Here is a 21416-nt window from a genome sequence, read left to right as displayed (position 1 = left end):
TCTGCGATCGCTAACCATAGCGGCCGCTATCGTCGCCTTGTTGGCGTCGGGATGCGGATTCCGGGGCTTGAACTCCCTACCGCTGCCCGGTGCGGTCGGCAGAGGGCCAGGAGCTGACCTCTATAACGTCCAGTTCGCCAATATCGGTACCTTGGAATCGAATTCGCCGGTAATGCTCGACGATGTCGTCGTCGGAAGCGTTGGTCGAATGACCTTTTCCAATTGGCACGTCAATGTCGAACTATCGATTAAGTCCGACGTCGCGGTGCCAGCCAATGCGCTAGCGAGCATCGGACAAACCAGCTTACTCGGCTCCATGCATGTAGCACTTGAGCCGCCACTGGGGCAGGCACCGACCGGTCGGCTCAACCCTGGCACGACCATTCCGCTCGATCGATCGTCGACCTTCCCATCGACAGAAGAGACAATGGCCTCCATATCAGCGGTGGTAAATGGGGGAGGTTTGGGTCAGATTGGTGACATCATCCACAACTTCAATGGAGCGTTGTCGGGCCGCCAGGGCAATGTCCGTGACCTACTGACGCGACTGGATCAGTTTGTCGGCGTCCTCGATACCCAGCGGGCCAACATTGTGGGATCGATTGAAGCGCTCAAGAAGCTGGCCGGCACATTCGCCGACGAGCAGGGTGTAATTGAACGAGCGCTCCGTGAAGTTCCACCTGCTCTAGACGTACTCATTGCAGAACGACCCCGCATCACCACCGCGCTGGACAAGCTGCGGATCTTTAGCGACGTGGCCACCCGACTGGTCGACGATACACACGCCGATCTGGTGACCAACTTGAGCAATCTCGCCCCTACGATGCGCGCCCTGGCTGATGTCGGCGATGGCCTCGATAGCGCGCTTGCTTACACAACCGTATTCCCGTACGGACAATCTCTGATCGACCGAGCAGTGCGGGGTGACTACATGAACCTCTTCGAGATCATAGATCTCACGGTGCCCAGGCTGAAAAATACGACATTGCTAGGCACCCGTTGGGGCGAACCCGGCGCAATGCTCATTCCGGCCCCCGGTGAGCCAGCCTATTTGAATTTCACCTACGACCCGCTGATGGCAGGCATCGTGTCGGCGACGACAGGGCCACCATCCGTGGGCCCGGTACCGGTGCCGCCGGATTCCGTCGGCTCGCCGAACGGTGCGGTGGTAGGCGAGGCGGTACCAGCTCCGGCCGTCGATGGTTCGCCGCCGATGATCTTCGCTGGTCCGTACGGCAACCAACCGCCTGCGCGAGCCGGCGCGGGTGGCAACTGATGCTGACGCGCTTTGTGCGAAATCAGTTGATCATCTTCACAATTGCGTCGATCGTCGGAATTGGGCTACTCGTTTTCAATTACATTCAGGCCCCCATGCTGCTCGGCATCGGGCGAATCACCGTCAAACTCGAACTACCAGCATCGGGCGGGCTCTACCGGTTCAGCAACGTCACCTACCGTGGAGTGAAAGTCGGCGAAGTAACAGGGATTAGAGTCGTCGACGGTAAGCGCGTCGAGGCGACGCTGTCGTTAGATAGCTCTCCGAAGATTTCTGCAGATCTGGTGGCCCGTGTCATGAGCATGTCGGCAGTCGGCGAACAGTACGTAGACCTACAACCGCGTAACGATTCCCCACCCTACCTGCGGGACGGGTCGGTTATCTCGCGGGAGGACACGACGATTCCGCATCAAGTCGGTCCGATGCTAGATAAACTCGCTTCGCTCCTCGACACCATCCCGCAGGACAAACTCGGTAGCTTGCTAGATGAAACCTTCAAGGCTTTCGATGGCGCGGGATATGACATCGGCTCCTTAATCGATTCGTCGACGAAACTGAGCGGCGAACTCAATGAGGTGGCCGACCAGACACGCAGCCTCATCGACGACAGCAGGCCGCTGTTAAATTCACAGACCGAGGGCTCCGATGCGATCCGTATCTGGATCCGAAACACCGCGGGTATCACTGAACGCATACGCCGGAACGATCCACAGGTGCGTTCCCTGTTGCAGGGGACCCCGGGAGCAGCCGATGAGGTGGCGCGGCTACTCACCGACATAAAGCCGACGCTCCCGATACTCCTTGCCAACTTGACCACTATCGGCCAAATCGCTGTTACCTACAACGCGTCATTGGAACAGTTGCTGGTTTTACTGCCGCCAGATATCGCGACGGTCCAAGCGGTCTCACCAGTGAACAATCCAACCGGAATAGCCAAGGGCGACTTCGCCATCACGATATCGGATCCCCCTGCGTGTACCGTAGGTTTTCTGCCTCCATCCTCGTGGCGATCTCCGGCTGACTTATCCGATATCGACACGCCCGACGGGCTCTACTGCAAACTCCCGCACGACTCACCCGTCGCCGTGCGGGGCGCCCGGAATTACCCATGCATGGAACACCCGGGAAAGCGGGCTCCAACCGTGCAATTGTGCGATAGCAACACAGGATTCGTTCCGCTGGCGCAGCGTCAACATGTCTTGGGCCCCTACCCAATCGACCCTAACCTCATAGCGCAGGGCATACCTCTTGATAGCCGGGTCGATGCTGACGAACGCCTGTATGGCCCGATCGACGGCACACCGGTGCCACCAGGATCGCCTCCGCTTTTGCCGTCAGTAAGCGAAGGTAACGAATCGTCGGAAAGTGGCTCACTCCCGCATGGTGCTCCGGATAACCCGTCGACGGTGCCTCAGCCACAGAATCCACCAGCGTCGAATGGGACCACCTCCTCGCAGGACGGCGCCCCGGCCGCCCCAGCTTCGTATGCCGAAAACGGCAGTACAGCCAGACCGCAGGCGGCGGTCGTGCACTACAACACACGGACCGGGTCCTATATGGCTCCCGACGGCCGCCTGTACCGCCAGTCGGACCTAGCCTCCTTGACCGAGACGAGGACCTGGAAAGACTTGGTATTAGGTGCACGATGAAACCGCGAGCGCAGGGGCGGCCATGGCCGAGGTCGGGCGCGCCGTGATGTTGCAGGACACTTCGATCGTTTGGGCGCCGACGAACCCGCGGTCGACACGCTGGACGAACCAGGCCAGCGTCGCTGTGCGTTCGTTTCGCACGGATCCGGGGAAATTGCCCTGAGAACCAATGCGCACCCATAACTGACGTCAGCTGGGGTCCCACGATCCAGAATGCTCCGACGCGAACCGCGACCTGCGTCTGGCGCGCAACCGGACCAGGCGTCGGCTCAGGCGTTCGCGCTGATCGCCTGCTCGCGGGCCCAGCGGTAGTCCGCCTTGCCCGCGGGGCTGCGCTCGATCACCGGGCGGAACACCACAGCCTTCGGAAGTTTGTAGCGAGCAACCGAATTCGCGGCGTGGTCGATGAGTTCCTGGGCGTCAGCGCTGGCCCCCTCGGTGAGCGCGACGACCGCGACCACCTCCTGGCCCCACCGGTCACTGGGCCTGCCCGCCACCACGACGTCTGCCACCGCCGGGTGTGACAAGAGCGCGGTCTCGACCTCCTCGGCGAAGATCTTCTCGCCGCCGGAGTTGATGGTGACCGAATCGCGTCCCAACAGTTCGATCGACCCGTCGGCCTGATGGCGGGCGCGGTCACCCGGAATCGAGTAGCGCACACCGTCGATCACCGGGAAGGTCTTGGCGGTCTTGTCCGCATCGCCCTTGTAGCCAAGCGGCACATAGCCCCGCTGCGCCAACCAGCCGATGCCGTCGTGGCCGGGTTGCAGGATCGCGCTGAAATCCTCGGCGGCGACGAAGGTGTCGGGACCGGCGTTGAACTGGCCCGTCGACACCGCACCGGGAGCCGACATGTGGTTCATCTGGATACCGGTCTCCGAGGACCCGACGCCGTCCATGACGATCAGGCCGGGTTTGACGTCGATGAGCCGTTGTTTGGCGGTGGGGGTGAGCAGCGCCCCGCCGTTGGCGATCACGGCGAGCGACGACAGATCGGCCGAACTGCGCTCGATCGCATCGGCGAGCGGACGTGCGACCGCATCGCCGACCACCTGCACCACAAGGACTTTCTCCCGCTCGATGGTCTCCACGACCTCGTCGACGTCGAGGCTGGCGGGATTCGCCGTGAACACGATGGTCTGCCCCGTGGTCAGAGCCGTCATCGCCGCCCACTGCGCGGCGCCGTGCATGAGCGGCGGCAGGGTGAGGATCTTGGTGCCGGGACCTTCCGTCACCCGCTTGGCGATGTCGTCGAGCGAGGTGATCAGCTCGCCCGTGGCCATGTTGCGGCCCCCGAACGAGGTCATGAAGATGTCGTGCTGACGCCACAGCACGCCCTTCGGCATGCCCGTCGTACCGCCGGTGTAGAGCACGTAGAGGTCGTCGGGCGAGGGCTCGATGGGCGGCAGCACCGGGGTGCCCGAGCCGACGATCGACTCGTAGTCGACGGCGCCGTCCAGCAGATCGTTACCCGAGTCGTCGGCGATCTGGATGAGCACCCGCAGATTGGGCAGATCCGCCAGCACCTCGGCGACGCGCGGCGCGAACGCCGCGTGGTACAGCAGCGCGCTGGCGCCCGAATCGTTGAGCAGATACTGCAATTCGTTCTTGACGTACCGGTAGTTGACGTTGAACGGTGCGACCCTGGCCCGCCACGAGCCGAGCATGCCTTCGACGTATTCGGGGCCGTTGTAGGCGTAGATCCCCAGCAGGTCCTGGCCCACCTCATGGCCGGCGAGTTCGGAACGCTCGACGTGACAACCGAGCCCGCGGCTGTGCAGAAACGCGGCCAGGCGGTTGGCGCGTTCGACGACCTGGGCATAGGTGTATCGGCGATCGCCTTGGACGATGAACTCGCGGTCGCCGATCACGGCGGCGACGGTGTCGGCGGCGGCCGGGACGGTGAACTGTGTGGTCACAGACATCGTGCCTTTCAAGGCTGGTGGGCAAGCAGTTTGATCATCAGACCGTTGGCCTCGGATAGTACGTTGCCGTCCGCGTCCGTCATCGCCGCCCTCACGAACAGTTTGCGTCCGTCCACCGCGTCGATCCACGCCCGCGACTCCAGCGGCGCCTCGATCGGCGTCACCCGCCGGTAGTCCACATGCAGGTAGGCGGTGCGGCTGTCGGGTCGGCCCGCGGCCGACACCACCATGCCGAAATGCCAGTCGTAGAACAGCGGGATCACGCCACCGTGCACCGCGTCATTGCCCCCGACGTGGAAGCGGCTGAAGCGCCCGCGCATCGTGACCTCGTCCGGTCCCGACGCCACGACCTGCCACGGTGGCATCAGCGGGTGGCCGTTGCCGGGCAGGTTGGGCGCCCGGCCGGCAGGGGCCACACCGGCGGGAGCCTTGTGTTCCTCCAGGCGTTCGCACATCTCCTCGAGCAGTGCGGCCGAATCGTTCCACAGCGCGGCATCGGGATCGCTGGACACCGTGATGTTCTGCAGCTGGCGCAGCGCCGCGATGAAACGACCCATCTCCGGCGATCCCAGAGCCGGTTTGACCCTGGCGAATTCGCGGATGTCGTTCTCGGTGTCGGTCACTGCGCGGCTACTTCCATGTGTCGATCAACTCGTCGGTGGTGGTGATCGTCGCCAGCAGCGACAACGTGTTGTCGATGATCGCATTCGAGTAGTCGGTGGGGATTCCGGCCACCGCATCCCGCGGGACCACGACCCGGTACGCGGCGTTGACGGCGTCCATCACCAGGTTGGTGATGGCGACGTTGACCGACACTCCGACGGCGACGATCGTCGAGACCCCGAGATTGCGCAGCACGGCGTCGAGGTCGGTGCCGCCCATCGGGCCGATGCCGTGCCAGCGCCGCAGCACGACGTCGGAGGGCTTCGGCCCCAGCTCGGGCAGCAGTTCGGCGCCCGGGGTGCCGGGCGCGATGGCATCGCCGGCGGTACCGCTCATCCGGAAGATCTTGGCGTTGTGGTTGGCGCCGCGCCCGTCGGGCCGCCGCTGGACCAGGCAGTGCACCACCGTCACACCGGCGGTGCGGGCCGCCGGCAGAAGTCTCGCGATGTTGGGGACCGCTTCGCGCCGGGCCTCCTCGGCCAGCACCTTGAGTCCTGCGTCGGGTCCGACGACCGCACCCTGGCATTCCTGCGTGACGATCGCGGTGTGGCCCGGGGCGGCGATCTCGGCGAGGTCGGGTCTCACACCGACGCCGGAACATCGTAGAACTGCGTCGCCCACTTCCGCAGCGCCATATACGGTTTCGCGTCTGTGCGAGACAGCGCCGGGTTCTCGATGTACTCCTGGTAGCGCCAGATGTTCAGGTCGTCCCAGACGGTCCCCATGAACTGGCGCTCGACCTTCTGGCGGACCTCCTCGGGCGGGACGTCGGAGGTGTCGCCGGGTAGCCGTGGCCACCAGATCGAATAGAACATGTCCGAGTAGCCGTCCTCGACCGGCGTGCACGCGAAGATCAGCCGGTGGTTCGACGAGCCCTCGAAGGCGCTGATCGCGAACCCGAGGCCGGACAGGTGGCTGTGGATGTAGAGCGCCATCTTGTCGGGATCGTCGCTGGCGGCGTCGGGCCAGCCGGTCAGGAACCGCCACTCCTCGTCGACGACCTCCCAGTTGAGGCACTTCGGGGTGACCGTCGCGTGATGCACGTAGTGGAAGTGCGCGCTGTCCGGCCCGTTCTCGGCGACGATCTGCGGATGCACCGGCTCGCGTTCCGCGCGACTCGAAAACTCCGGGTACGGGCGGTAGTACGCGTCCTCGTCGGTCGGGAATTGCGGGAATTTGTGGAACAGATCGGGCAGCTCCCACCGTGGTGGCTCGCCCTCGGGGTGATGCCAGGCGAACACGCAGCCGTATTGTTCGCGCACCGGAAAGACGCGCAGCCGCAACGCCTTGTTGGGCCGGTCGGGCTGGTAGGGAATGTAGCGGTTGGTGCCGTCGGGCCCCCACCGCCAACCGTGGAAGGGGCATTCGACGCAGTCGCCGACGACCTTGCCGCCGTGGCCGATGTGCGCACCGAGGTGCCGGCAGTGCGCCGACAGCACATGCAGGTCGCCTGCCTCGTCGCGGTAGGCCACCAGATCCTCGCCGAAATACCGCAGCGGCCGGGTCTCGCCCGCGGGGAATTCCGCGGACCAGCCGATCATGAACCAGCCGGTGACCTTCCAGGTGAACGGTACTTTCATGCCGGGCAGCCTCCCGAGTCGGCGAACTAATGGAAGAGCTTACAGTAGTGGTTTCAGGAAGGGCCATACCGGAGCGGTGTTTCCGAAACCCCACCAGCCGTCCGGCGCAATACTGTAATAGTTACAGTATCTCCACTTCCTGGACGTGAGGGCCTACTTGTGACGACATCCGACTCCGCCCGCTTCGACGCGATCGTCGTCGGGGCCGGGTTCGCCGGTCTGTACGCGCTGCATCGACTGCGGGAGCAGGGGCTGCGCACCGTCGTGCTCGAGAAGGCCGAGAACGTCGGGGGCACATGGCTGTTCAATCGGTATCCCGGCGCGCGCTGTGACATCGAGAGCATCGAGTACTCCTACAGCTTCTCCGAGGAGATCCAGCAGGAGTGGGTATGGACCGAGACGATGCCTCGCCAGCCCGAGATCGAGGCGTACCTGAACTTCGTCGCCGACCGACTCGATCTCCGTCGCGACATCCGGTTCCATACCGAGGTCACCGCGATGACGTTCGACGAGGCCGCCTCCGAGTGGGAGGTGCAGACGGCAGACGGGGAGGTGTTCGTGGCACCGTTTGTCGTCGCGGCGACGGGGATCCTGTCGGTCCCGAAGGAACCGGAGATACCCGGTATGGGCGCCTTCGAGGGACTCTCGCTGTTCACCAGTCGCTGGCCGAAGCAGGATGTCGACCTGACCGGCAAGCGGGTGGGCGTGATCGGAACCGGTTCCACCGGTGTGCAACTGATCCCGGTCGTGGCCCAACAGGCCGGCCACCTCACCGTGTTCCAGCGATCGCCGGCCTACACGCTGCCGTGGGAGGTCCGCCCGTTCGACGACGGCGAACTCGACGAGCTCAAGGCCAACTACGCCGAGATCCGCGCGGCGCAACGAGAACACGCGGTGGGTGCGGCCCGGCTGAGCGCGTTCTCGGTGATGTTCGAGATGATGACCAAACCGCCGCTGAAGTCCGCATCGCGCGAGGAACAACTGCGCGCCGTCGAGGAGGGCGGCATCATCGGTGCGCTCAGCTGGGGCGACGTGTTCTTCGACATCGAGGCCAACCAGATGGCGGCCAAACTCTACGGTGAGGCGGTGGCGCGCATCGTCAAGAATCCGGAGACCGCAGCGGCGCTGACCCCGACACACCCGTTCGGGTGTAAACGCCCCATCATCGACCAGGGCTATTACGAGACGTTCAACCGCGACAACGTCACACTCGTGGACCTGCGCAAGGAACCGATCGTGGAGGTCACCGCGACCGGAATCCGCACCGAACAGGGCGATCACGATCTCGACGTCATCATCTACGCCACCGGCTTCGACGCGATGACCGGGGCGATGACGCGAATCGCGGTGACCGGGCGCGACGGGATGTCACTCGGAGACTTCTGGACGAACGAGGGGCCATACGCCTACCTCGGCATCGCGGTGGCGGGCTTCCCGAACCTGTTCATCATCCAGGCGCCCGGAAGCCCCGCTCCGGCAAGCAATTACGTGACAGCCCTCGAACAGCACGTCGACTGGATCGGCGAGTGCATCGGCTACCTGAGCGCTCACGGGTATCGGAGTATCGAGGCGCTACCCGAGGCCCAATGCGAGTGGATCGACCACGCGACATCGCTCGTGGCGCCGACGGTCCTCGTCCATCCCAGCTGCAACTCCTGGTACAACGGCGGTAACGTGCCCGGCAAGAAGCGGATGTACATGGGTTACACCGCGGGCGTTCCGGAGTATCGGCGACGCTGCGACGAGGTCGCCGATGCCGGCTACACCGGGTTCAAGCTGGCATGAGAACGGCCGAGCGCGCGTACCGTATCGGTCGGGACTTCGCGGGCGTGGTGCCGCGGGCGCACGCCGCCGTCGCCGGACACGGCGATTGGAAGCCGTTGTCCCGCAAGGGTGCCCGGCAACTCGGCGAGGTCGTGCTCGACGAACTCGCCCTGACGGGGATGACGCTGACCGCGCCCCCGCCCAGACTGGAGCGCACGCTCGAGTCGTGTACCGGCGCGGCCGACGAGCTGGCCGAATTGGGCATGGCCGGCGTGCACGTCGCACCGGATGAGCTGCAGCCGCAGACGATCCGCCGGCGCCGGTTCGGCCGATCCCGGTACGAGCAACTGACCTTCGAACACGATCCCCACCTGCCCGAGTCGTTGGCCGCCGAGGGATTCGGCGGGCCGGCCACTGCGGTGGTGCATCTGTGTCGCAGCGGCGAGGAGCCGCGGCCGTGGCTGGTTTGGGTGCACGGGGCCGGCCAAGGGCTGCCGATCGATTTGGTGTTCTCGAGGGCTCGGCGGCTGCAGGAGCAGCTCGGATACAACATCGCGCTGCCGGTGCAGCCGGGCTGTGGGGTTCGGCGTGAGCAGTGGCCGACCTATCCGAACATGGACCCGCTGAACAACCTGGCGGGCATGATCCGCGTGGTGTCGGAGGTGCGGGCGGTGCTCCGTTGGCTTCGACCGCAAGCGAGCGCCGTTGCGTTGTCAGGGGTTTCGATGGGCAGCCCGGTGGCGGGTCTGGTGTCACACCTCGAGGACGTCGACGCCGTCGCGGTCTACACGCCGATCTTCGGGCTCAACGCGATGATCGCCGGACACCTGGGGCGGTGGGGTCCGTCGGTGCGCGACACGGTCGAACTGATGCGGTCAGAACCCGTCGAGCGCGTGATGTCGGTCGTGGACTATCAGGCGGTCGAACCGACGGCCCCGCCCGAGCGCCGGCTCATCGTCGGTGCGTGGCACGACCAGATGGCGCGACGGGAACCGGCAGAGCGACTGCACGAGCGGTGGGGCGGCGACCTGTACTGGCATCGGGGTAGCCACGTCGGCCACCTGTTCGCGGGCGGTGTGCAGCGAGCGTCGGAACGCTTTCTCGGGGCAGTCAGGGAAGGAGTCGGTTGATGACGACGAGTATGGCAGCGGTACCGGGCGGCATCGATGAGCTCGATGCCGCCTGGTTGACCGGGGTGCTGCGCGCCGACGCAGGGCTGGACGGCGCGACGGTCGACGATGTCCGGGCTGAGCAGATTGCGATGGACAGCGGCTTCTCGTCGCTACTGTACCGGTTGCACCTGAGCGGAACCGCGGTGCCTTCGACCCTGATCGCGAAGCTTCCCGCGGTGTCGGAAGCGCGCGGTGCGATGGAGTTGCTGGGCGGATACCGGCGCGAGTTGTCCTTTTACCGCGACGTCGCCGCGCGCGCGCCGATGGACACACCGCGGGTGTATACCGCCCGCATCGCCGATGACGGCGTCGATTTCGTGCTGCTGCTCGAGGACCTCTCGGAGTGGGACAACGCCGACCATCTGGCCGGGCTGTCCATGGATCGCGCCCGCACCTGCATCCGACAACTGGCAGGTCTGCACGCGTGGTCGGGCGAACCCGCCGTGCTGGAGCAGTTTCCGAGCATCGACACCCCGATCGCGCGGGACCTGCTGCTGCCGGCGTTCGGGCCGGGGTGGGAGGTCTACCGCGCGCACACCTCGGTGAACGTGTCGCCGGCGGTGGCCGCGTTCGCCGAACATTTCGCCGAACGCGCGGTCGCGGCACTGCCCGCGCTCGCCGAACGGGACATGTTGCTGCACGGGGATATTCGGGCCGACAACCTCTTCTTCTCGGGTGACGCGATGAAGGTGGTGGACTTCCAGTTCGCTGCCCGCGGCGCCGGTGCGGCCGACGTGGCCTACCTCGTCACCCAGGGCCTGCCGACTGCGGTGCGCGAAGGTCACGACGAGGTGCTGCTGCGTGAGTATCTCGAGCACGTCGCCTCGCACGGTGCCTCGTACGGATTCGACGAGGCGTGGCGGCACTATCGTTTTGCGGCCGTCTATCTGATGGTGTTGCCGGTCATCACGCTCAACGGGTGGGATGCGCTGCCGGAACGGTCCCGCCGCCTGTGCCTGACGCTGACCGACCGTGCGGTGGCCGCGATCGACGCCATCGGCGCTCTGGAGGTGTTCGCATGAGCCGGTCCGCGCGTGAGGTGGTGGAGCTGTACAACCTGGTGGCGTGGAACAAGGCGGACTTTGGACTGGCCGACGAGCTGTTGGGCGAGACGGTGATTCGTCACGAGGTCGGTGAGCCGGCGCATGTCTTGACCCATGAACAGGCGGTGGCTCGGGTGGTGGACATGTGGAACGTGTCCGAGAGCATCCGGTTCGACCTCAACCTGGTGGTGGCCGGTGATGACGGGGAGCACGTCGCGATCGTCTACCAGTCCCCGATCAAGATGAAGGACGGGACGCAGACCACGATCGGCAGTATGGAAGTCTTCCGGGTGGTCGACGGCAGGATCGTCGAGGTGTGGAACTGCGGCTACAAGCAAGGAGTCTGGACGTGACCGAATCTGTGCTCGACGAACTGGGCTACTACTTGTTGGCCGGCGCCGGTGGTGAAGGCCCGGCAACGCTGATGGACGAGGCCCGTCACGGTGAGGAGCTCGGGTTCGGCACCGCGTTCATCTCCGAACGATGGAACGTCAAGGAGGCGTCATCGCTCGTCGGCGCGGCGTGCGCGGTCACGTCGCGCATGCAGATCGCCACGGCGGCAACGAATCACAACACCAGGCACCCGCTGATCACCGGATCGTGGGCGACGACGATGCACCGGCTCTCGGGCGGGCGCTTCACGCTGGGCATCGGGCGCGGGGTCGCGGCGATGTACGCGGCGTTCGGGATCCCGTCGGTCACGACCGCGCAGATGGAGGATTTCGCCAACGTCATGCGTCGGCTGTGGCAGGGCGAGGTGATCTTCAACCACGACGGACCGATCGGCAAGTACCAGGTTCTGTTCCTGGATCCGGACTTCCGCGAAGACATCCGGCTGGCGGTCGTGGCGTTCGGCCCGCAGACACTGGCGCTCGGGGGTCGGGCATTCGACGACGTCATCCTGCACACCTACTTCACTCCGGAGACGCTGCAGCGCGCGGTCAAGACCGTCAAGGACGCCGCGGAAAAGGCGGGCCGCGATCCGTCGGCGGTCCGGGTGTGGTCATGTTTTGCCACGGTCGGCGATCATCTGCCCGAGGAGCTGCGACTGAAGAAGACAGTCGCCCGGCTGGCCACCTATCTGCAGGGCTACGGCGATCTGCTGGTCAAGACGAACGGCTGGGATCCCGCTGTGCTGCAGCGCTTCCGCGACGACAAGGTCGTACAGTCGATTCCCGGCGGTATCGACCACAAGGCCTCAGCCGAACAGATCGAGCACATCGCGACGTTGATACCCGACGAGTGGTTGGAGCCGTCCGCCACCGGCTCGGCCCAGCAGTGCGTCGAGCGCATCCGCAAGGAGTTCGACTACGGCGCCGACGCGCTCATCATGCACGGCGCGACGCCCGACGAACTCGAGCCGATCGTCGCCGCCTACCGCGCATCGGCGTGAGCTGGCCCCATCTCGGCGAGCGGCGTCAGCTAGCCCCCATCTCGGCGAGCGTGCGTGTTTGCACACGACGCGCCGCGGAAAGTGCGCAGTACGCGCACGGTCGTCGCGCCCGAAAGTGCGTGTAGTGCTGGATATTTGCCGCGTGTCGTGTGCAAACACGCACGCTCGCGCAAACCCCCGAGGTCAGGGCGTGATGACCGTGCGGGCCACCGGTTCGGCTGCGGCCTGGCGGCTGTAGACCGCCCGCTGCAGCCCCCACAGCAGCGCGTTGCGGGTCTCCTCGGGATGGATCAGGTCGTCGAAGCCGAGGTGGCCGGCCGACCGGAACGACGCTTCGACTTCCATCTGCCGAAGCCGCGCCTCGACATCCTCGGCGGCGTGTGACGCCTTGCTGAGGGCGGCCGCGCTCATCGCGCCCATCGTCGCGCCCGGGTATGCGAACGTCGCGCTCTGGTTGTCAAATCCCAACAGCGACATCACCATCGAGCCGAAACCGTATGCCTTGCGCAGGGTGACGTGCAGCTTGATCGTCGTCGCGGCGGTCTGCGCGGCGAACATCCGCGCACCGCTGCGCAGCACGCCCGACTTCTCCGACCGGCTGCCCGGCAGCATGCCCGGGTTGTCGGCCAGGAACACGATCGGCAGGTGAAACGAGTCGGCGACCGTGATGAAGTGCGCCGCCTTGTCCGCGGCGTCTGCGTCGATGGAACCGGCGATCACCTGCGGTTGGTTGGCAACCACCGCGACCGGGTGGCCGCCGAGATGGGCCAGCGCGCAGATGATCGCGGGCCCGAACTTCGGCTGGACCTCGAACCAGTCGGGGCGGTCGAAGACGACGTCCAGGACGCGCCGCATGTCGTAGACGCGCCGATTGCCGCGGGGGACCAGTTCGAGCAACTCCGGGGTGGTCCGCGGGGCGGTCGCTTCGTCGGCGGGAAGCGACTCCGGGTAGGACCACGCGCTGGCCGGGAAGTACGACAGGTAGCGGCGGATGTCGTCGAGCACCGCTTCGTCGTCCTCGGCCAGGTTGTGGATTACACCGCTGGCGAGGGCCACCGTGGGACCGCCGAGATCCTCTTTCGAGATGTCCTCGCCCGTGGACTCTTTCACCACGGGCGGGCCCGCGGTGAAGATGGCGCCCTGGCGGCTCATGATCGTCCAGTCGCAGACCGGAGCGACCAGCGCGCCATGTCCGGCGGACGGCCCGAGCAGGCCGGCGACCATCGGCACCTTGCCCGAACACTGAGCCTGGGCGAGAAGATCGGTCGGGGTGCGGCCGTAGTGTTCGCCGCTGGGACGGAATCCCGCACCCTCCAGCAGCATCACCAGCGGCACCTTGTCGCGCACGGCCAACTCCGCCAATCGGTACCGTTTGGCGTTTCCGCCCGGGCCGATGCTGCCCGCCAGCGTCGTGAAGTCCTCGGCGCCGATCATCACCGGCCTGCCGTCGAGATAGCCGGAGCCGGCGACGATGCCGTCGGCGGCGATGTCACCGCCGACCAGCGTGCCGAACTCGCGGAACGTGCCCTTGTCGAGCAGATACTCGATGCGCGCGCGGGCGTCGAGCTTGCCCTTGTCGCGGTGCTTGGCGACCCGCTCGGCGCCCCCCATGTCGTACGCGGTCTGGCGCCGCCGCGACAGCTCGTCGAGCGTGGCATGCCAATCCTCGGCCTTGGTCATCACAACTCCTGTCCATGGATAGGCGATCGTCGCACCGGCATGACCTCGTTGACCATACTGAATTGCTTACTGTAGCGTCTACGACCATGCTTAGCGGCGCTGGCCTGAAGGTCGACGGGGCGATTTCCAGCCAGATCGCCAACGTGGCCGAAACGGCGGGCACGCTGCAGCGGCGCGGTTACGACGGGTGCTGGACCGCCGAGGTTGCCCACGACCCGTTCCTCCCGTTGACGCTGGCCGCCGAGCACACCGAAACCCTCGATCTCGGAACCAGCATCGCAGTGGCGTTCGCGCGAAACCCCATGACCGTGGCCAACATCGGCTGGGACCTGCAGGACTACTCGCGGGGCCGGCTCATCGTTGGGCTGGGGTCGCAGATCCGCCCGCACATCGAGAAGCGGTTCAGCATGCCGTGGAGCCAACCCGTGCGTCGCATGGGCGAATTCGTCCACGCGATGCGCGAAATCTGGACCTGTTGGCGCGACGGTACGCGGCTGCAGTTCGAAGGCGACTTCTACACGCACAAGCTGATGACGCCGATGTTCACTCCCGAACCGCACGACTACGGGTTCCCGAAGGTCTTCATCGCCGCGGTGGGCGAGTCGATGACCGAGATGGCCGGTGAGGTTGCCGACGGCGTTCTCGCCCACGCCTTCACGACCAAACGCTACTTCGAAGAGGTCACCATCCCGGCGCTCGAGCGCGGCATGGCCCGATCGGGCAGAGCACGCAGCGACTTTCAGGTGTCGTGTCCCATCTTCGTGGTGACCGGTGCCGACGAGCGCGAGGTCACTGGCGCCGCCGTCGCCACCCGCAAGCAGATCGCCTTCTACGGGTCCACCCCGGCCTACCGCAAAGTGCTGGCGCTGCACGGTTGGGGCGATCTGCACGACGAGCTTCACCGGCTCAGCCTCGCCGGCGAGTGGGACGCGATGGGCACGCTGATCGACGACGAGATTCTCGAGACGTTCGCCGTCGTCGCCCCGATCGACAAGCTGGGGGCCAAGATCAGAGACCGGTGCGACGGCGTGATCGACCGGGTGATGATCGGATTCCCGCGCTCGATAGACGAAGCGACGATAGTTGCCGTGCTGGAGGAAGTACGCGCACATGACGGTTCGGCAGAGGAGTTGTTGTGAGCACACGGATCATGGACGAGGCGGCTAAGGTCTTTGCCACCCCGCAGGCCTACACCGATGAAGCCAAACTGCATGCGTCGTTGACGCATCTGCGTGCCAACGCACCCGTCTCGTGGGTAGAGGTGCCCAATTACCAACCGTTCTGGGCGATCACCAAGCACGCCGACATCATGGACATCGAGCGGGCCAACAACCTGTTCACCAATCACCCGCGGCCGGTGCTGGTCACCAAGGAGGGCGACGAGCAGCAGGCGGCCATCGGGGTGCGCACCCTCATCCACATGGACGATCCGCAGCATCGTGTGGTGCGCGCCATCGGAGCCGACTGGTTTCGGCCGAAGGCGATGCGCGCGTTGAAGATCCGCGTCGACGAACTCGCGAAGGTGTACGTCGACAAGATGATGGACATCGGCAACAAGTGCGACTTCGTCCAGCAGGTCGCGGTCAACTTCCCGCTCTACGTCATCATGTCGCTGCTGGGCATCCCGGAGTCGGACTTCCCGCTGATGCTCAAGCTCACCCAGGAGTTGTTCGGCAGTGACGACGACGAGTTCAAGCGTGGCACGGATCAGGCCGACCAGATGTCGGCGCTGGTCGAGATGTTCCAGTACTTCACGGCGTTGACGGCTTCGCGCCGCGATAATCCGACGGACGACCTGGCCTCGGCGATCGCCAACGCGACCATCGACGGCGAACCGCTGTCGGACATCGACACGATCTCCTACTACGCGATCATCGCCGCGGCGGGGCACGACACCACCAGCGCGACCATCTCCGGCGGGATGCTGGCCCTGATCGAGAACCCCGACCAACGCCACAAGCTGTGTAGCGATCTGGGCCTGATGCCGCCGGCGGTCGAGGAGATGATCCGCTGGGTCACACCGGTGAAGGCCTTCATGCGTACGGCCGCCGAGGACACCACGGTGCGGGATGTTCCGATCGCTGCGGGCGAATCGGTTCTGCTGTCCTATGTCTCGGGCAATCGTGACGAGGACGTGTTCGACGATCCCTTCCGCTTCGACATCGCCCGTGACCCCAACAAGCACATCGCGTTCGGGTACGGCGTGCACTTCTGCCTGGGGGCGGCGTTGGCCCGCATGGAGGTCAACAGCTTCTTCAGCGAGCTGCTGCCCCGCCTGAAGGGTGTGGAGCCCGCGGGCCGTCCCGAGTATGTGGCGACGACATTCGTCGGCGGGCTCAAACACCTGCCGATCCGCTACTCACTGACGGTCTAGCCGGGCTCGGCTTGGCCCCACCGGCCGGTCGCCGCCCGAGCTTTTCACCCGACGGTTCCGACCGCGCGAGTTATCGTGTACCCACGCCAGAACCGCTGCGATGTGAGGTGGCCATGTCCCGAGTTGCGCCGTCGTCGGCCTTTACTTCGATCCCGACCGACGATCTGGGCCAAGGCGATCGGATCAACCTGGGCGTGGCCTCGATACTCGGCCACCGTCCCGACGTGGCGGGAGCGCTCGGCTCACTTCGGGCGGCACTGCAATCCAGCGGCACCCTGTCGCCGAGGCTCGTGGAGCTCGTGCGGCTGCGCATCGCGTTCCACAACCAGTGCCGCAGTTGCATGTCGGTGCGCTACCAGAGCGCGGTCGATGCAGGGCTCACCGAGGACGCGGTCTGCTCCCTGGAACGCCCGGAGGAAGCCGACGACCTGTCGGACGCCGAGCGAAGCGCGCTGCGGTTCGCTGATCTGTTCGCCACCGATCACCTCGCGATCGACGACGCCGTCTACGACGACCTTCGGTGCCATTTCGCCGAGGATGAACTCGTCGAGCTCGGCGTGCATTGTGCGTACGCGGTAGGTATGGGCCGGCTGGCCGCGACATGGGCCGTCACCGACGATGTCCCCGGCGCCTTCCGTAGCGCCGAAACGACTGCGGCACCCTGGATTTCCGAAGGGGTCATCGCGTCGGGCTAGCGTGTGCAGCCGAATCCCGACCTAACAGCAGCGCGCGCCCGGATTGGCCTCCGCCGCGGCGTGCCGCATCCGCCAGTAGTCCCGTTCGGAGAGCACCGGCTCACCCGGATGGGTCCGCAACCGGTGCTCGACGTAGCGCCGGTAGTGGGTGTCGCCCATCAGGTCGCCTACGAATGTGCGCCAGTACGAACCGATTTGGCGTGCGCTTTCGGTAATGCGTCCCACTGTTTCTGCACCTCCTTCTCCGGTTTGGTCATCAACAGGCCCGACGGCGCGAAGATCCGCGAGGGGACCGGCTCGTCCTCGGTCGTCGGCGGGGCGCCGCCGCGGAGCGTCCGGATCACCATGATCACCCCGGTGGTGAACACGATCAGCACCAGCAGTGCGAACACGATCGACAGTGTGCCCTGGATGAACGTGTTGCGGATGACCGCGTCGAGTTCGCCGGCGTTTTTGGCCGCGCCGAACGCCGTCTCACCGGCGTCCTTCGCGTTGCGGTACTGGAAGTGCTGAGTCCAGTAGCCGACCTTTGGATCGCCCGAGAAGATCTTCTGCCACGACGCCGTCATCGTCACGATCAGATCCCATAGCAACGGGATCGCCGGTATCCAAGCCCATTTCAGTAGGCCCTTCTTCACCACCACCACGGTCACGACCGTCAAGGCGATCGCGGCCAGCAACTGGTTGGCGATACCGAACAGCGGGAACAACGTGTTGATGCCACCGAGCGGGTCGGTGACGCCCATCAGCAGGATGCTGCCCCAACCCGCCACCACGGCCAGGCTGCAGATCCACGCTCCCACACGCCAACTCGGGTCCTTCAGCTTGCGCAGCGGACCTCCGAGGTTGCTCAGACCGTCGGAGAGCATGAACCGCGCGACCCGGGTGCCCGCGTCCACGGTGGTGAGGATGAACAGCGCCTCGAACATGATCGCGAAGTGGTACCAGAACGCCTTGAGCGCATCACCGCCGAAGACCTTGCTCAGCACCTCCGACATCCCGAACGCCAGTGTGGGCGCACCGCCGGTCCTCGACACGATCGACTCTTCGCCGACACTCTCGGCGGCTTGAGTGATCTGCTCGGCGGTGACCGGCGGGCCCTCGATCGGCAGGCTGTTGACATAGGCCGCCGCGGTCTCGGCGGTCGAGCCGGTCGAGGCCGCGGGCGCGTTGATCGCGAAGTACAGATGCTGATTGAGGATGGCGGCGGTGATCAACGCCATGATCGCGACGAACGACTCGGTGATCATGCCGCCGTAGCCGATCAGGCGCATCTGACCTTCTTTTTCGAGCAGTTTGGGGGTGGTGCCCGACGAGATCAGCGCATGAAAGCCCGACAGCGCACCGCACGCGATCGTGATGAACAAGAAGGGGAACAGCGATCCGGCGAACACCGGACCGGTGCCCTCAGCGGCGAACGCCGAGATCGCCGGGGCCTCCATGACCGGGCGGGCGAGCACGATGCCGACTGCCAGCAGTGCGATGGTGCCGACCTTCATGAACGTCGACAGGTAGTCGCGCGGTGCGAGCAGGAACCACACCGGCAGCACCGACGCGGCGAATCCGTAGATGATGAGGGCCCACGACAGGCTCACCTTCGACAGCGTGAACCATTCTGTGCCCCAGGCGGTTTCGGCGACCCACCCTCCGGAGGCGACCGCGAGCAGCAGCAGCGCGACGCCGATGAGCGACACCTCCGACACCCGGCCCGGCCGCAGGAACCTCAGGTACAGGCCCATGAAGATCGCGATCGGGATCGTCATGGCGATCGAGAAGACGCCCCACGGGCTCTCGGCGAGCGCACCCACCACCACCAGGGCCAGCACCGCCAGCAGGATCACCATGATGACGAGCACGCCGACGATGGCGGCCACACCGCCGATCGTCCCGAGTTCGTCGCGGGCCATCTGTCCCAGCGAGCGGCCCCGCCGACGCGTCGAGATCGCCAACACGAGATAGTCCTGCACGCAGCCCGCGACGACCGCGCCGATGATGATCCAGATGGTTCCCGGCAGGTAGCCCATCTGCATGGCGAGGACGGGTCCGACGAGCGGGCCCGCGCCGGCGATCGCTGCGAAGTGGTGTCCGAACAACACCCGCCGGTCGGTGGGCATGTAGTCCGTGCCGTTCTCGAATAACTCGGCGGGTGTTGCATGGTCGTCGCGCGGACGCACGATCTTCATCTCGATGAGCCGGGCGTACAACCGGAAGCCGATCACGTAGGTGCAGATCGCGGCGATGACGAACCACACGGCGTTGACGGTTTCTCCGCGGAAGAACGCGATCACCGCCCACGCGACCGCGCCGAGCAGGGCGATGACGCCGAAGATGATCCGGTGCCGGACCGTGATCGGCGACCGGTCGATGATCGCGACCGGCGGCAGATCCTTGTCGGTGCGGATATAGGTGACGTCGCCCTCGGTTTCCTCTGTGCGCTCTGCGGGAGCGGTCGGAGATGCCATGTGCCGATCTTTTCACCGGCGGCGCCGACGACGTGTCAAAACCGCGGGCTTCAGCTTCCGCGCTGGTAGAACGCCCGCACCGTGTCGATGGTGTCGACTTCTGCGGGGCTCTTGTCGTCGCGGTACCGCAGCACCCTGGCGAACCGCAGGGCCATACCGCCGGGGTACCGCGTCGACGTCTGCACGCCGTCGAACGCGATCTCGACGACCTGCTCGGGTCTGACCCACACCACACGGCCGGCTGAGCCGGCCAGATAGCCGGAGTCGTCGGTCGGTCCGTCGGCCAACTCGAGGAACCGGGTGGTCTGCCACTCGAGCATGGCGTCGGTCATACCCTTGAAAGTCTTTCCAAGCATGACGAATTCGCCCGTCTGCGGATCCCGTGCGCCGAGGTGGATGTTGGACAACTTGCCGGTGCGACGGCCCGAACCCCACTCGACCGCGAGCACCACCAGGTCGAGGGTGTGTACGGGTTTGACCTTGAGCCAGCCGGCTCCGCGTCGCCCCGCCTCGTACGGCGCGGTCAACGACTTGGCCATGACGCCCTCGTGGCCGGCGGCCAGCGTCACCTCGAGGAACTCGCGCGCCTGTTCGACGTCGCCGGTGACGAGGCGGTCGACGCGGTGCAGCTTCGGAACGAGCGCGTCGAGCACCTCGATGCGTTCACCGGTGGGTTTGTCGAGCAGGTCGACGCCGTCGACATGCAGCAGGTCGAAGACGAAGACCGACAGCGGTTGGGCCGCCGCGGCGGCGGCGATGTCGGCGGAGCGACCGAACCGCGATGCCGTCACCTGGAAGCGGTGCGGCCGCCCGTCGGGTTTGAGTGCGATTACCTCGGCATCGGCGATCACGGTCGTGACCGGCAACGCCAGCACGGCGTCGGCGACCTCCGGGAGGCGTGCGGTCACGTCGTCGAGGCTTCGGGTGTAGATCGACACCTCATCGCCTCGCCGATGCACCTGCACCCGCGCGCCGTCCAGCTTCGCTTCGAAAACTGCTGTGCCGCCGAGACGTTCGAGTGCCTCGGCCACGCCGACTGCGGTCTGCGCCAGCATCGGGCCCACCGGACGGCCGACCGTCAGCGTGAACCGCTCCAGTGCGGCCTCGCCCATGGTCAGGGCGGCAGCCGCGACGGCGGGCAGGTCACCACCGAGCATCGCGGCACGGCGCACCGCGGCGGCCGGGAGGCCGGCGGCCTTGGCGACCGCATCGGCCATCACGCCGACGAGTGCGCCCTGGCGCAGCTCACCGCCCAGCAGCCGACGCAGGAACGTCTGTTCCTCGGCGGTCGCGGCGCCGAACAGCCCGGCGAGCAGCTCGGCGCGCCGTGCCTGCGAGCCCTTGCCCGCGACTTGCCCGATCTCGGTGAACCGCGCATGGACGTCGGGCACCGTCAACGATGCGGACTCCGCCGGGCGCGGTAGCGAGCGCAGCGAGGCCCACCCGACACCGATCTGCCGTTGCGGCAGCTCACCGGAGAGCCACGACACCACGACCGCGACCTGATCGGCGTCGCCTTCCTCGCCGGCGCGGCCCAGCAGATCGGCGATTCGAGCCGTTTTGGCCAGCCGCGACGAGGACGCACCGACCTCGGCGGACGCCGTGGCGACGTCGAGTAACTGCACGTGTTCAGCCTGACACGCCGATCCGACATTGTTGAGCCGCGAGAGGTCATCCGTCGGGCGCGAGTGACCGCAATTGCACGCCCTTTAGCGGCGTGTCGAGGGGCAGACACGGTCG

18 protein-coding genes are annotated in these 21416 nt (G+C 65.9%); 10 read left to right on the top strand and 8 right to left on the bottom strand.

Annotation, left to right across the window (positions count from 1 at the left end):
• Position 1: 1 nt before the first annotated feature.
• Entirely contained in the window at positions 2-1276 is a 1275-nt protein-coding gene (locus tag CEX88_RS12795; RefSeq protein WP_420799216.1) for an MCE family protein, read from the top strand.
• Positions 1276-2925, top strand: a complete 1650-nt coding sequence (locus CEX88_RS12790) for an MCE family protein (RefSeq protein WP_094293750.1) — start codon at positions 1276-1278, stop codon at positions 2923-2925. Before CEX88_RS12795 ends, CEX88_RS12790 begins: the two co-directional genes overlap by 1 nt.
• A 269-nt stretch (positions 2926-3194) precedes the next feature.
• Here the strand turns inward: CEX88_RS12790 and CEX88_RS12785 are convergent, their stop codons facing one another.
• The 4 genes from CEX88_RS12785 to CEX88_RS12770 are packed head-to-tail and all read right to left on the bottom strand — an operon-like array spanning position 3195 to position 7093.
• Positions 3195-4850 carry an acyl-CoA synthetase gene (locus tag CEX88_RS12785; protein ID WP_094293749.1) on the bottom strand — a complete coding sequence of 552 codons (1656 nt, stop codon included), beginning with the start codon at positions 4848-4850 and terminating at the stop codon, positions 3195-3197.
• Positions 4851-4858: 8 nt separating this feature from the next.
• A complete protein-coding gene (locus CEX88_RS12780) occupies positions 4859-5473 on the bottom strand; it encodes a PaaI family thioesterase (RefSeq protein WP_094293748.1) in 615 nt (204 codons plus the stop codon).
• 7 nt (positions 5474-5480) lie between these two features.
• Positions 5481-6098 (bottom strand): cysteine hydrolase family protein, encoded by a 618-nt coding sequence (locus tag CEX88_RS12775; RefSeq protein ID WP_064414424.1) that lies wholly within the window; start codon positions 6096-6098, stop codon positions 5481-5483.
• Complete coding sequence (locus tag CEX88_RS12770; protein ID WP_094293747.1) at positions 6095-7093, bottom strand: aromatic ring-hydroxylating oxygenase subunit alpha; 999 nt, start codon at positions 7091-7093, stop codon at positions 6095-6097. The genes CEX88_RS12775 and CEX88_RS12770 overlap by 4 nt, the downstream gene beginning before the upstream one ends.
• Before the next feature lie 159 nt (positions 7094-7252).
• On the opposite strand from CEX88_RS12770, the gene CEX88_RS12765 reads away from it, so the two are divergent.
• Genes CEX88_RS12765 through CEX88_RS12745 form a run of 5 tightly spaced genes read left to right on the top strand, consistent with a single transcriptional unit; the run spans position 7253 to position 12465 of the window.
• Positions 7253-8878 carry a flavin-containing monooxygenase gene (locus CEX88_RS12765; RefSeq protein ID WP_094293746.1) on the top strand — a complete coding sequence of 542 codons (1626 nt, stop codon included), beginning with the start codon at positions 7253-7255 and terminating at the stop codon, positions 8876-8878.
• The gene (locus CEX88_RS12760; protein ID WP_094293745.1) at positions 8875-9987 is read left to right on the top strand and encodes an alpha/beta hydrolase; all 1113 of its coding nucleotides are present in this window, start codon (positions 8875-8877) and stop codon (positions 9985-9987) included. The genes CEX88_RS12765 and CEX88_RS12760 overlap by 4 nt, the downstream gene beginning before the upstream one ends.
• Positions 9987-11051, top strand: a complete 1065-nt coding sequence (locus CEX88_RS12755; RefSeq protein ID WP_094293744.1) for a phosphotransferase — start codon at positions 9987-9989, stop codon at positions 11049-11051. Before CEX88_RS12760 ends, CEX88_RS12755 begins: the two co-directional genes overlap by 1 nt.
• Positions 11048-11425 carry a nuclear transport factor 2 family protein gene (locus tag CEX88_RS12750; protein ID WP_064414429.1) on the top strand — a complete coding sequence of 126 codons (378 nt, stop codon included), beginning with the start codon at positions 11048-11050 and terminating at the stop codon, positions 11423-11425. Before CEX88_RS12755 ends, CEX88_RS12750 begins: the two co-directional genes overlap by 4 nt.
• A complete protein-coding gene (locus CEX88_RS12745) occupies positions 11422-12465 on the top strand; it encodes a TIGR03857 family LLM class F420-dependent oxidoreductase (protein ID WP_094293743.1) in 1044 nt (347 codons plus the stop codon). The genes CEX88_RS12750 and CEX88_RS12745 overlap by 4 nt, the downstream gene beginning before the upstream one ends.
• Positions 12466-12648: 183 nt before the next feature.
• Here CEX88_RS12745 and CEX88_RS12740 read toward each other — a convergent pair whose 3' ends face one another.
• Positions 12649-14145, bottom strand: a complete 1497-nt coding sequence (locus CEX88_RS12740; RefSeq protein WP_094293742.1) for an acyl-CoA carboxylase subunit beta — start codon at positions 14143-14145, stop codon at positions 12649-12651.
• 86 nt (positions 14146-14231) lie between these two features.
• On the opposite strand from CEX88_RS12740, the gene CEX88_RS12735 reads away from it, so the two are divergent.
• From CEX88_RS12735 to CEX88_RS12725, 3 genes are all read left to right on the top strand, one after another.
• Positions 14232-15284: an LLM class F420-dependent oxidoreductase gene (locus CEX88_RS12735; protein ID WP_094293741.1), complete on the top strand. Its 1053-nt coding sequence runs from the start codon at positions 14232-14234 to the stop codon at positions 15282-15284.
• A gap of 11 nt (positions 15285-15295) precedes the next feature.
• On the top strand, positions 15296-16519 hold the full coding sequence (locus CEX88_RS12730; protein ID WP_094293835.1) for a cytochrome P450: 1224 nt from the start codon (positions 15296-15298) through the stop codon (positions 16517-16519).
• A 113-nt stretch (positions 16520-16632) separates the two neighbouring features.
• Entirely contained in the window at positions 16633-17214 is a 582-nt protein-coding gene (locus CEX88_RS12725; protein ID WP_238382056.1) for a carboxymuconolactone decarboxylase family protein, read from the top strand.
• 21 nt (positions 17215-17235) lie between these two features.
• On the opposite strand, the gene CEX88_RS12720 is transcribed toward CEX88_RS12725, so the two are convergent.
• The 3 genes from CEX88_RS12720 to CEX88_RS12710 are packed head-to-tail and all read right to left on the bottom strand — an operon-like array spanning position 17236 to position 21301.
• Positions 17236-17439: a YbdD/YjiX family protein gene (locus CEX88_RS12720; RefSeq protein ID WP_082681052.1), complete on the bottom strand. Its 204-nt coding sequence runs from the start codon at positions 17437-17439 to the stop codon at positions 17236-17238.
• Complete coding sequence (locus CEX88_RS12715; RefSeq protein ID WP_094293739.1) at positions 17382-19676, bottom strand: carbon starvation CstA family protein; 2295 nt, start codon at positions 19674-19676, stop codon at positions 17382-17384. Before CEX88_RS12715 ends, CEX88_RS12720 begins: the two co-directional genes overlap by 58 nt.
• A 50-nt stretch (positions 19677-19726) precedes the next feature.
• Positions 19727-21301, bottom strand: coding sequence for an ATP-dependent DNA ligase (locus tag CEX88_RS12710; RefSeq protein WP_094293738.1), 1575 nt, complete (start codon positions 21299-21301; stop codon positions 19727-19729).
• Between the last annotated feature and the right edge of the window lie 115 nt (positions 21302-21416).

Origin of the sequence: Mycobacterium neumannii, from assembly GCF_002245615.1 — a bacterium.
In the GTDB taxonomy this organism is placed as follows: Bacteria; Actinomycetota; Actinomycetes; order Mycobacteriales; family Mycobacteriaceae; genus Mycobacterium; species Mycobacterium neumannii_A.
The sequence above is the reverse complement of the archived record's forward strand: the minus strand, read 5'-3'. Positions and strand labels throughout refer to the sequence as shown.

Coding starts and splice junctions, on each gene's coding strand:
- CEX88_RS12790 (WP_094293750.1), top strand. CDS start 1,276: ATGCTGACGCGCTTTGTGCGAAATCAGTTGATCATCTTCACAATTGCG.
- CEX88_RS12785 (WP_094293749.1), bottom strand. CDS start 4,850: ATGTCTGTGACCACACAGTTCACCGTCCCGGCCGCCGCCGACACCGTC.
- CEX88_RS12770 (WP_094293747.1), bottom strand. CDS start 7,093: ATGAAAGTACCGTTCACCTGGAAGGTCACCGGCTGGTTCATGATCGGC.
- CEX88_RS12750 (WP_064414429.1), top strand. CDS start 11,048: ATGAGCCGGTCCGCGCGTGAGGTGGTGGAGCTGTACAACCTGGTGGCG.
- CEX88_RS12740 (WP_094293742.1), bottom strand. CDS start 14,145: ATGACCAAGGCCGAGGATTGGCATGCCACGCTCGACGAGCTGTCGCGG.
- CEX88_RS12760 (WP_094293745.1), top strand. CDS start 8,875: ATGAGAACGGCCGAGCGCGCGTACCGTATCGGTCGGGACTTCGCGGGC.
- CEX88_RS12725 (WP_238382056.1), top strand. CDS start 16,633: ATGTCCCGAGTTGCGCCGTCGTCGGCCTTTACTTCGATCCCGACCGAC.
- CEX88_RS12730 (WP_094293835.1), top strand. CDS start 15,296: ATGGACGAGGCGGCTAAGGTCTTTGCCACCCCGCAGGCCTACACCGAT.
- CEX88_RS12755 (WP_094293744.1), top strand. CDS start 9,987: ATGACGACGAGTATGGCAGCGGTACCGGGCGGCATCGATGAGCTCGAT.
- CEX88_RS12715 (WP_094293739.1), bottom strand. CDS start 19,676: ATGGCATCTCCGACCGCTCCCGCAGAGCGCACAGAGGAAACCGAGGGC.
- CEX88_RS12735 (WP_094293741.1), top strand. CDS start 14,232: ATGCTTAGCGGCGCTGGCCTGAAGGTCGACGGGGCGATTTCCAGCCAG.